Source organism: Streptomyces phytophilus (genome assembly GCF_013870535.1).
Taxonomy (GTDB): Bacteria; Actinomycetota; Actinomycetes; order Streptomycetales; family Streptomycetaceae; genus Streptomyces; species Streptomyces phytophilus.
Genome location: NZ_JACBXC010000304.1, coordinates 1 through 5,698, shown reverse-complemented (window position 1 = coordinate 5,698; position 5,698 = coordinate 1). Strand labels below are relative to the sequence as shown.

5 protein-coding genes are annotated in these 5,698 nt (G+C 73.7%); all 5 read left to right on the top strand.

The features are described from left to right. Positions 1–1,141 (top strand): beta-ketoacyl reductase (locus tag H5J30_RS15560; RefSeq protein ID WP_181788030.1); only part of this gene is annotated, 1,141 nt, incomplete at its 5' end. Between the two features lie 69 nt (positions 1,142–1,210). Continuing rightward, positions 1,211–2,713 carry an FAD-dependent monooxygenase gene (locus H5J30_RS15555; protein WP_181788029.1) on the top strand — a complete coding sequence of 501 codons (1,503 nt, stop codon included), beginning with the start codon at positions 1,211–1,213 and terminating at the stop codon, positions 2,711–2,713. A 215-nt stretch (positions 2,714–2,928) separates the two neighbouring features. Then, positions 2,929–3,435 (top strand): allene oxide cyclase barrel-like domain-containing protein, encoded by a 507-nt coding sequence (locus tag H5J30_RS15550; RefSeq protein WP_181788028.1) that lies wholly within the window; start codon positions 2,929–2,931, stop codon positions 3,433–3,435. Positions 3,436–3,532: 97 nt separating this feature from the next. Continuing rightward, positions 3,533–4,204, top strand: coding sequence for a DedA family protein (locus H5J30_RS15545; RefSeq protein ID WP_181788027.1), 672 nt, complete (start codon positions 3,533–3,535; stop codon positions 4,202–4,204). A 183-nt stretch (positions 4,205–4,387) separates the two neighbouring features. Beyond that, a partial coding sequence (locus H5J30_RS15540) for a beta-ketoacyl [acyl carrier protein] synthase domain-containing protein (protein WP_374100985.1) occupies positions 4,388–5,698 on the top strand: 1,311 nt, incomplete at its 3' end.

The following is a 5,698-nucleotide window of genomic DNA, read 5'->3' as shown; positions in this document are numbered from 1 at the left end:
GGACGGCACGGTGCTGGTGACCGGGGCGGCCGGTGCGCTTGCGGAGGAGATCGCCGTGCAGCTCGTACGCGAAGGTGTACGGCACCTGCTGCTGGCCACCGAGCCAGGCGCGGACGGGGAAGCCGCTGCGCTGGTCGCGCAGTTGCGGGAGGCGGGGGCGGAGCCGGTGGTGGCCGCCGTCGACCTCGCCGACCGCGCCGCGGTCGCCGCACTCGTCCGCTCCGTCGCGCCCGAGCACCCGCTGACCGCAGTCGTGCACGTCGCCGCCCAGCTCGACGACGCCGTCGTCGGCGCGGTGGACGCCGACGACATCGGCCGGCTGCTCGACCCGGCCGCGAAGTCCCTGGCCAACCTCTGCGAGCTGACCCTCGACCGCGGGCTGGAGTCGTTCGTCCACTGCACGTCCGCGGTCGGTGCCCTCGGCGCGGCCGGCTTCGGCGCCCAGGGGGCGGTGCACGCCCACCTGGAGGCGCTGGCGCAGACGTACCGCGAGCGCGGCCTGCCCGTCACCCCGGTCGTCTGCGGCCCGTGGCAGGACCCGGAGGCGGCGGACACCCCGGCCGGAAAGCACCTGCGCTACCAGGGCATCCGCCCCATGGCGCCGCGGCTCGCGGCACGGCTGCTGGTACGTGCCGTCGCCGGCCGGCCGGCCGCGCCCGTGCTGGTCGACGTCGACTGGGACCGCTACGTCAGGCAGTCCGAGCAGGGCGCCGCCGGCTCCCTGCTGCGCGCGGTCCCCGAAGCCGGCGCCGGCGCGGGGGAGGGCGGCGCCTGGGAGCCCGAGGCCGACGGAGCCGGGCCGCTCGGCGAGGCCGCGGCGCGGCTGCGCCACCGGCTCGACACCGCCGCCGACACCGAGCGGGCCGACCTGCTGCTGGAGCTGCTGCGGGACGCCGCCGCCCAGGTCCTGGGGCACGCGGACACCGGGGAGATCGCCGCCGACGCCCAGTTCACCGAGCTGGGGTTCTCCTCCTTCACGGCCCTCGAACTGTGCAACCGGGTCGCGGCCGTGTCGGGGCTGGAGATCCCGCCGATGGCCATCTTCGACAACCCCACGCCGCAGGCGCTGGCGGGCTACCTGATGACCACCTTCGAGGGGGAGACCTCCCTCGCCGCAGCGGCCGGGGCCGCGGCCCGGTGACGCGCCGCGCGCCGACCCGGGCAACGCGCCCCGTACCGACGTACGTTCGTACCTTCCGAAGGAGCCTTTATGAGTGAGCCGGTCGTCGTCGTGGGCGCCGGGCCCGCCGGTCTGATGCTCGCCTGCGAGCTGGCGATGCGTGACGTGCCCGCGGTCCTTGTGGACATCCACCCCACGCAGCGCGCCGAGGCTCCGGCCATGGCGATCAACGCGGGCACGCTGGAGATGCTGGACCAGCGCGGCCTCGCCGCCGGGCTGCGGGAGGGCACGGTCACGTTCCCCGAGGTGCGGTTCGCGGACCTGCGGCTGGCCTTCGAGAAGGTGCAGGGGCCGCGTGAACCCACCCACATGGTGCTCCAGTCGAGGCTGGAGAAGGTGCTGATCGACCGGGCCGTCGAGCTGGGCGTCGACCTGCGCTGGGCGACCCGCCTGACCGGGTTCGAGGAGGCCGCGGACGGGTCCGGCGTCACCGTGACGCTCGCCTCCGACGCCGGCGAGGAGCAGCTGCGCTGCCGGTACTTGGTCGGCTGCGACGGCCGGGAGAGCGTCGTCCGCAAGCAGGCCGGCATCGACTACGTCGGCGACGACTGGGTGGTCGTACGCGGCATCGTCGGCGACGTCGCGATCAACCGCGAGGACGTGGCGCGCGAGCAGTACGGGCTGTCCTACACCGACAACGGCGACCAGTTCCTCGGCGCCCCGCTGAGCCCCGACGTCATGCGCGTGTTCAGCGCCGAGTTCTCCACCGAGCCGCCGGAGTTCGAGGACGGCCCGGCGACGCTGGAGCAGCTCGGCGACGCCGTCAAGCGGCTGACCGGCAAGGAGCTGAAGGCCACCGAGGCGCACTGGCTGCAGCACTACTCGATCGTCACCCGCAACGCGGAGCAGTACCGCAAGGGCCGTGTCTTCATCGCCGGCGACGCCGCGCACGTGCACTACCCGTACAACGGGCAGGGCCTGGGCACCGCCATCGGCGACGCGGTGAACCTCGGCTGGAAGATCGCCGCCGAGATCCACGGCTGGGCGCCGGCGGACCTGCTCGACTCGTACCACGTGGAGCGGCACCTCGCCGGCCGGCTCGCCTGCATGAACATCCAGGCGCAGCTCGCCCTCCTCTACCCGCGCCCGCTGGCCCGCTACATGCGGGAGATGATGGGCGAGTTCCTGAAGTTCGACGAGGTGAACGTCTTCCTCGCCGAGATCGTCACCAACCTCGGCCCCGCCGTCCCCCTCGCCTACGAAGGCGTGCCGGAGCCCGTCGAAGGCGACCGGCTGCTCGGCCGGCGGCTGCCGAAGGTGCAGATCAAGACCGCGGCCGGCGACATGGGCGTCGCCGAGACCCTGCAGTCCGGCCGCGGTGTGCTGCTCGACCTCTCCGGTGACGCCTCCGCGCAGGAGGAGAGCGGCTGGGCCGACCGCGTCGACGTGGTCCGCGCCCAGCCCGTACCGGAGCTGCCGGGCACCCTGCTGCTGCGCCCGGACGGCTGCGTCGCCTGGCACGACGGCGCCGGCTGGGGCCAGGACGAGCTGCGCACCGCGCTGCGCACCTGGTTCGGCGCCCCGACCGGCTGACGAGCCGGTCGGGTGCGCGCCTCCCGGAGACCGCGGCGGAATCGGCCGCCGCGGTCCCCGGGTGTGGCGGGCACCGCCGCCGCGGTCGGCGTGAGAACCGGCCAAGGGCGGCTTTAGGCCAACGGAACAGCATGACCGCGTCGGCGCCGGTGCCTGCTCTGCTGAGCGGTGTCCGGCGCCTTCGCCCAGCAGTACCACCACCAGAAGGGAAAGCAGTGCGCCCTACAGAGTTCCCCGCCCGGCTGACCGCCGCCGGGGCCGCGGCCATCGCGCTCACCGTGCCCATCGGCGCGAGCCAGGCCCACGCCGCGGACACCCACAAAGATGAGTGCGTGACCATCTCGTTCATCGAGCAGCTGGTCACCACCGAGACGAAGGACGCGGCTCCGGTCGGTCCCAGCGTCGGCGACGTCGTGATCACCGAGGACGCGGTGCTGGACGACCAGCGCAACCGCATCGGGACCAACGACATCAAGGGCATCATCATCAAGAAGGACGCCGACACCGGCGAGCTGTTCTCCTTCTCGGCCTCCCAGTACACCCTCGACGACGGCACCATCCACGTCGCGGGCCTGGTCAACCTGACCGCGCTGGCCTCCGGCAAGGAGCAGAAGCTCCCCGCCTACGGCACCGGCGGCCGCTACGCCGGCAAGGTCGGTGAGCTGTCGTGGACCCTCGTCAGCGAGACCGAATCGCTCAACTCCATTGCGCTCTGCGACTGACGTCGCGCGCCGCAGCCGAACGACGGGCTGAGACCGGCGGGCACCGCCCGCCGGTCGATCCTGCCCGACCCCCGACCCGCAGAGCCCGGGAAGTGCGATGATCCTCGAACCTCAGGTGTGGGCCGCCGCCCCGGCGGGCAGCTCCGGCAACTGGGCCACCGACCTCATGGAGAGCCTCGGCTCGCCCGGCGTCGCCATCGCCACCGGCCTGGAAAGCCTCTTCCCCACCGTGCCCAGCGAACTCGTGCTGCTGCTCGGCGGGTACACGGCCCGCCTCGGGGACCTCGACTTCCTCGCCCTCGTGTGCTGGAGCACCATCGGGTCCGTGGTCGGCTCCGTCCTCCACTACTACGTCGGCGCGCTCCTCGGCAGACGCCGCACCCGCGCCATCTTCATCCGCTTCCCGCTGGTCCAGGAGTCCGACCTCGACCGCGCCGAGGGGTGGTTCGCGCGCTACGGCGCCAAGGCCGTGCTCGTCGGCCGGCTGATCCCCATCGTGCGCAGCTACGTCTCGCTGCCCGCCGGCATCGAACGCATGCCGATGCCGCTGTTCACGGCGTACACGGCGATCGGCTCGCTGCTGTGGAACCTCGTCCTGCTCACCGTCGGCTACGCCGTCGGCAGCAGCCACGACACCGTGGAGCAGTACGCCAACGGGTTCACCGCCGTCGTCGGCGCCCTCCTCCTCGTACTCGTCGCCCGGTTCGTCTTCGTCCGCCTGCGCGCCCGGCGCCGGGAGCGGCGCGAGACCCCGGCAGAGTCCGCATGACCTGCAAGTAGGGCACTCAGCCCACGGTTAGGCCCTCTTTAGCCCGGCCGCCCAGCATGAGCGAGTACAGCGCCCGGCACCGCTTCCGCGCGCCCGCCGGGGCCCCGACGGATCGGAGTGTGGACAGTGTCGGAACCGGCGGCCCAGGCCCTCGCGCGACCGGAAGGCCCGGTACCCATCGCCGTGGTCGGGACGGCCTGCCGCCTCCCGCAGGCCGACACACCCGAGGCGTTCTGGGAGCTGCTGCGCGACGGCCGCGACGCCGTCACCGGGCTCCCCGACGGGCGCCCGGACCTGCACGCTCCCGGCGAGGCGCCGGGGAGGGCCCGCAGCGGCGCGTTCCTCGACCACGTCGACCTCTTCGACCCCGCCTTCTTCGGCATCGGCCCGCGCGAAGCCGCCGCCATGGACCCGCAGCAGCGCCTCGTGCTGGAGCTGGCATGGGAGGCGCTGGAACGGACCGGCATCGTGCCCGCGTCGCTCGCCGGCACCCGCACCGGGGTGTTCGTCGGCGCCATGGCCGACGACTACGCCCGGCTCACCCAGCAGCTCGGCCCCGCGGCCGTCGGCCAGCACACCGCGACCGGCCTGCACCGCGGCATCATCGCCAACCGCGTCTCGTACCTCCTCGGCCTCACCGGCCCCAGCATGTCCGTCGACACCGGGCAGTCCTCCTCCCTCACCGCCGTGCACCTCGCCTGCGAAAGCCTGCTGCGCGGCGAGGCGGACCTCGCGATCGCCGGCGGCGTGAGCCTCAACCTCACCGCCGACGGCTACGAGATCACCGAGGCGTTCGGCGCCCTGTCGCCCGACGGCCGCTGCCACACCTTCGATGCCCGCGCCAACGGCTACGTACGCGGCGAGGGCGGCGGGCTCGTGCTGCTCAAGCGGCTCTCCGACGCCCTCGACGACGGCGACCGGGTGCTCGGCGTCATCCTCGGCAGCGCCGTCAACAACGACGGCACCACGGACACCCTCACCACCCCCGGCGCCCGGGGCCAGACCGACCTGCTGCGACTGGCCTGCGACCGCGCCGGCGTCGCCCCCGGCGACATCCAGTACGTCGAGCTGCACGGCACCGGCACCCGGCTCGGCGACCCCGTCGAGGCGACGGCACTCGGCGAGGCCCTGGGCGCCGGCCGCGGCGACGGGGCCCGGCTGCGCGTGGGCTCCGCCAAGACCAACGTCGGCCACCTGGAGGGTGCGGCCGGCATCACCGGCCTGATCAAGACGCTGCTGAGCCTGCACCACCGCGAGCTGCCCCGCAGCCTCCACTTCCGCTCCGCCAACCCCGCGATCCCGCTCGCCGATCTCGGGCTGCGGGTGCAGGAGGAGCACGGCCCCTGGCCGGACGGCGACCGGCGGCTGATCGCCGGGGTCAGCTCGTTCGGGATGGGCGGGGCGAACGCGCACGTGGTGGTGGCGGAACCGCCGTCGCAGAGCCCGGAAGAAGAGGAGGAGGCCGATCGTGCGGCCGTCGCCGCGGACGGGAAG

Excerpts from the sequence above, each read along its gene's own strand:
- H5J30_RS15545 (WP_181788027.1), top strand. The coding sequence starts at position 3,533 with ATGATCCTCGAACCTCAGGTGTGGGCCGCCGCCCCGGCGGGCAGCTCC.
- H5J30_RS15555 (WP_181788029.1), top strand. The coding sequence starts at position 1,211 with ATGAGTGAGCCGGTCGTCGTCGTGGGCGCCGGGCCCGCCGGTCTGATG.